Here is a 4,939-nt window from a genome sequence, read left to right as displayed (position 1 = left end):
ACTCGTCGCCCTCGTCCGCGCAGGAGCCACCTTCACCGGCGGCAAACTCGTCGAACGACCCGACGACCACGCCGCCCCACCATCAGCCGCCTAAAAGATCTTGATCCACAGGTATTGACTATTGCTCCAACCAGCCACCCGTCGTGCACTTCGAGCACTACCGCTCTGGCGCGTTTCTCTTGGATGAGACCGACGTGACCGACTACCTCACGGGTGTCGAAACCGTTGTGGAGAAGGCGATGAACCCCATCGACTCCGCGGGGTTCATCGCGGAAGTGATCAACCGATTGGAGAAGCAGTGAGCACCGTACCGCGCCGCTGGCGCAAGAGCAGCTCCACCGGCAGCGAGGGCAATTGTGTCGAGCTGCCAGACACATTCGACGCGGTTCGCGACTCCAAGCACGCCGTCGTGGAGATGCGCGTAAGCCCTGCGGCAGTCGAAGGACTGGTGCGATTCGCCGTGCGCGGCGTCCACCACAACGTCTGAAGGCCCGCCCGAGAAGCTCCCGCCCTGACCTTTGGGGCGGGAGCTTCTGCGTGTCGCGGCAGGCAGGCAGGGAATACGCGGTGATCAGGGCCTGTTCGGTATAGTTGAGAGCTGAACTACCTACCGGGAAGAGGCGTGGACATGCAGTTCGGGATCTTCAGCGTCGGCGACGTGACGACCGACCCGACCACCGGGACGACACCCACGGAGGCCGAGCGCGTCCAGGCGATGGTCACGATCGCGCTCAAGGCCGAAGAGGTCGGGCTCGACGTCTTCGCGACCGGCGAGCACCACAACCCACCGTTCGTGCCGTCCTCCCCCACCACGATGCTGGGTTACATCGCCGCGCGCACCGAGCGGCTGATCCTGTCCACGTCCACCACGCTGATCACCACCAACGACCCGGTGAAGATCGCCGAGGACTTCGCGATGCTGCAGCACCTCGCCGGTGGGCGGGTCGACCTGATGATGGGCCGTGGCAACACCGGACCCGTCTATCCGTGGTTCGGCAAGGACATTCGCGACGGCATCGACCTGGCGATCGAGAACTACGCCCTGCTGCGCAGGCTGTGGCGCGAGGATGTCGTCGACTGGGAGGGCCGGTTCCGCACACCGCTGCGCTCGTTCACCTCGACCCCACGCCCCCTCGACGGCGTGCCCCCGTTCGTGTGGCACGGGTCGATCCGCAGCCCGGAGATCGCCGAGCAGGCCGCGTACTACGGTTCTTCGCGAACAACATCTTCTGGCCCAAGGAACACTTCATCCGGTTGGTCAACCTCTACCGGGCCCGCTTCGAGCACTACGGGCACGGCAAGGCGGACCAGGCGATCGTCGGCCTCGGCGGACAGGTGTTCATGCGCAAGAACTCGCAGGACGCGATCCGCGAGTTCCGCCCGTACTTCGACAACGCGCCGGTGTACGGCCACGGACCGTCCCTTGAGGACTTCACCGACCAGACTCCGCTGACGGTGGGCAGCCCGCAGGAAGTCATCGACAAGACACTGACGTTCCGCGACTCCTTCGGCGACTACCAGCGGCAACTGTTCCTTGTGGACCACGCGGGCCTGCCCCTCAAGACGGTGTTGGAGCAACTCGACCTGCTCGGCGAGGAAGTGATCCCGGTGCTACGCAAGGAATTCGCCGCACTGCGCCCCGCGCACGTCCCCGAGGCCCCCACCCACCAGAGCCTGCTCGCCGCGTCGACCGTGGAGGCCGCCAGATGACGACCATCGCCGTGGTTTCCGCGGGACTCAGCGAACCGTCGTCCACCCGCCTGCCGGCCGACCGCCTCGCCGCGGCCGTCCAGCGCGCCGTCCCGGCGGAGACGCGGGTCGTCAACCTCCGCGAACACGCCCACGACATCGCCGACAACCTCCTGACCGGCTTCCCACCACCCGCCTTGCGAACGGCGATCGACACGGTCGTCAGATCCGACGCCCTCATCGCCGTCACCCCGATCTTCAACGCTTCTCACAGCGGCCTGTTCAAGTCCTTCTTCGACGTTCTGGACCCGGATTCCCTTACCCGCAAACCGGTCCTGCTCGGCGCGACCGGCGGACCGGGTGGCCCAGGCGGGGCGCGAACTCGCGGACCTGGTCAGCGGCAAGCCATCCAGGACAAGGGTGGACAGATTCGACGACCCGATCCCCTTCGAGGAACTCCTGCGCGGCAAACGGCCTGACGGAGGCGATGGTCGCCTGCACAGCGGGCGATCATCGCAACCGCCGCGCGAACCACCCACACAGCACCCCAAGAGCATCACCCGATCTCCACACCGTCGACACCCATAGTCTGTACCTTTCAAGACATGGGATTCGATCACACACGCCGTACCCTCCTGACCGCCGCCATCACCGCCCCACTCCTCACCGCGACGGCCGGTCAAGCACAGGCGACAAGCGCGAACCGAGCGCTACGGGAGCTGGAAGCCGCATACCCCGGCCGCATCGGCGTCACCGCGATCAACACCGGTACCGGCAGAACCATCCGATACCGCGCGCACGAACGGTTCGCGCTCTGCTCCACCTTCAAATGCCTTGCCTCGGCGGCGATCCTGCAACTCGCCCGCACCACCGACCCGACCCTGATGGAGCGGGTGATCCACTACACCCACGCCGACCTCGTGAAGCACTCCCCCGTCACCGAACTGCACGTCGACACCGGCATGATCGTGCGGGCCCTCTGCGCCGCCACCATGACCACCAGCGACAACACCGCGGGCAATCTCCTGCTGCGCCTCCTCGGCGGCCCCTCCGGCATCGGGGAGTTCGCCCGCACGCTCGGCGACCGCTGGACCCGGCTCGACCGCTACGAGACCGAACTCAACACCAACCTCCCCGGCGACCCGCGCGACACCAGCACGCCCGACGCCGTCGCACGGGATCTCCGCAAGTTGGTCCTCGGCGACGCCCTGCACCCCGACGACCGGGCTGAGCTCACCGGCTGGCTGATCGACAACAAAACCGGCGACGAGCGAATCCGGGCAGGCCTGCCGAAGGACTGGACGACGGGGGACAAGACCGGCGGCGGCGACTACGGCGCCCTCAACGACATCGCCGTCGCCTGGCCGCCCGGCGCGGCTCCGCTGGTCATCGCCGTCTACACGACCCGGACCGACCCGACCACTCCTGGACAGAACCGCATCGTCGCCGACATCGCGCGCTTGGTCGCCGCCGAGCTCCACCCGCGCTAAAGGGGTTCTGACCAGGTATTATCCAGCCGCACCCGGCTGGGGGACGCATGAGGATCGCCGATCGGTGGTAGTCCACCAATCAACGACCCACACGCAGACCCAAGCCTGGAACGGGAGCGGGCATGACCCAACCGCAGTTGACCAGCGCCGCCTGCCGAGACTCGTCGGAGGGCTACGGACACCTGCGGCCACTGTTCGAAGCCATGGCGGAGCTGCCCGCCGACTCCCCGGACCGGGCCCACCTGCGGGAGCAGCTCGTGACCGGGCACCTGCCCATCGCCGAGCACATCGCGCAGCGGTTCAGCCACCGCGGCGAAGCGCACGACGACCTGCTGCAAGTGGCGACTGTGGGTCTCCTCAACGCCATCGACCGCTTCGACCCCGACCGGGGCACGGATTTCCTGTCCTTCGCCATCCCCACGGTGATGGGCGAGGTCCGCAGGCACTTCCGCGACTCCGGGTGGGCCATCCGGGTGCCGCGCCGCCTGCAGGAACGCCACCTCGCGGTGACCGCCGCGGGCTCGAAGCTGTCGCAGACCCTCGGCCGCGCGCCCACCCCCAGTGAGATCGCCGCCCACCTGGGGATTTCCACCGAGGAGGTGTACGAGGGCCTCGAGGCGGGCGCCGTGTACCGCTCGCGGTCGCTCGACGAGATGATCGGGCCGGACGAGGACACAGCGCCCGTCGCCGACCGGATCGGCGTCGAGGACGAGGCGTTCCACGAGGTGGAGAACACCGAGACGCTGCGTCCGCTGCTGGGCAGGCTGCCCGCGCGGGAACGCCGGATCCTCCTGCTGCGCTTCTACGGCAACCTCACCCAGACCGAGATAGCCAACCGGGTCGGCCTGTCCCAGATGCACGTGTCACGCCTGCTCAGCAAGACCCTGCAGACGCTGCGCGAGGGAATCACTCAGCCGTGAGCGCCATTCAGGTATGAACCGGCGCCGCCCTGGGTACCTGCCTGGTGTCGGAAGGAGTACCTGATGACCAGCTATGACCCGGATGTCAGCGCATCCAGAGAGCTCACCACGAGCTCTGAGATCCCCCGGCGGCGTGGTGCCATCAACGGCCTGCTGCTGGTGCTGCTCGGGGCGTGGGGTGCCTTGATACCCCTGATCGGGCCGTACTTCTCGCTCGCGTACACCCCGGACACGGCGTGGACGTTCACCGGCAACCGGCTCGTGCTCAACATCCTGCCCGGTCTGGCCGTGCTGCTCGGCGGGCTGGGCCTGATGGCCACCAACCGGCGTGGCGGCGGCGTTTTCTGGGGTTGGCTCGCCGCGGTCGGCGGCGCCTGGTTCATCGTCGGCCCCGCCATCAGCAGGCTGTGGAACAACGGCACCCCCGCGACCGGTGAGCCGGTGGGCTCGTCCACGGCCGCCCAGGTGCTGACCGAACTGGCGTTCCACACCGGCCTCGGCGCGCTCATCGTGTTCCTCGCGGCGGTGGCCCTGGGCCGCTTCACCATCCGCGAGCGCACCTACGACACCTACAGCGCGGCCGACGAGGCCCAGGTGGACGAGGACGCGGCCAGGGCGCGGCTCGACGAGACCCAGTGGGCCGAACCGCAGTCGGTCCAGCCCGCGGCCCCGATCGACCCGCGCACCCATGACGTCCCGCAGCCGCGCGACGTGCCGCAGCGTGACGTGGAGCAGCCCAACGTGGCACAGCGCGACCTGTCGCGGCAGGTGCCGCAGCACGACGTGCCGGAGCCGATCGATGTGGACGAACCGCCGCATCGCCGCAGGCGGTAACCACAG

General features: G+C 68.1%; 5 protein-coding genes and 2 pseudogenes. All 7 read left to right on the top strand.

The features are described 5' to 3' along the window. The first annotated feature begins 113 nt into the window (after positions 1–113). The 7 genes and pseudogenes from ACRDSQ_RS29535 to ACRDSQ_RS29505 all read left to right on the top strand — a co-directional run bounded on the left by ACRDSQ_RS29535 (position 114) and on the right by ACRDSQ_RS29505 (position 4,933). Positions 114–302, top strand: a complete 189-nt coding sequence (locus ACRDSQ_RS29535; protein WP_431425592.1) for a Scr1 family TA system antitoxin-like transcriptional regulator — start codon at positions 114–116, stop codon at positions 300–302. After that, the gene (locus tag ACRDSQ_RS29530; protein WP_431425591.1) at positions 299–487 is read left to right on the top strand and encodes a DUF397 domain-containing protein; all 189 of its coding nucleotides are present in this window, start codon (positions 299–301) and stop codon (positions 485–487) included. Before ACRDSQ_RS29535 ends, ACRDSQ_RS29530 begins: the two co-directional genes overlap by 4 nt. A 141-nt stretch (positions 488–628) precedes the next feature. Next, positions 629–1,710: pseudogene (locus ACRDSQ_RS29525) on the top strand (LLM class flavin-dependent oxidoreductase). Beyond that, positions 1,707–2,045: pseudogene (locus ACRDSQ_RS29520) on the top strand (NAD(P)H-dependent oxidoreductase); the annotation flags it as partial. The pseudogenes ACRDSQ_RS29525 and ACRDSQ_RS29520, both read left to right, overlap by 4 nt. Before the next feature lie 249 nt (positions 2,046–2,294). Next, positions 2,295–3,179, top strand: a complete 885-nt coding sequence (gene bla / locus ACRDSQ_RS29515; RefSeq protein ID WP_431425589.1) for a class A beta-lactamase — start codon at positions 2,295–2,297, stop codon at positions 3,177–3,179. 122 nt (positions 3,180–3,301) lie between these two features. Continuing rightward, on the top strand, positions 3,302–4,099 hold the full coding sequence (locus ACRDSQ_RS29510) for a SigB/SigF/SigG family RNA polymerase sigma factor (protein WP_431425588.1): 798 nt from the start codon (positions 3,302–3,304) through the stop codon (positions 4,097–4,099). Positions 4,100–4,162: 63 nt separating this feature from the next. Next, positions 4,163–4,933, top strand: coding sequence for a hypothetical protein (locus tag ACRDSQ_RS29505; RefSeq protein WP_431425586.1), 771 nt, complete (start codon positions 4,163–4,165; stop codon positions 4,931–4,933). Positions 4,934–4,939: the final 6 nt, after the last annotated feature.

Source organism: Actinokineospora sp. (assembly GCF_050699995.1).
Classification (GTDB): Bacteria; Actinomycetota; Actinomycetes; order Mycobacteriales; family Pseudonocardiaceae; genus Actinokineospora.
This window is presented reverse-complemented; position numbering and strand designations above follow the sequence as displayed.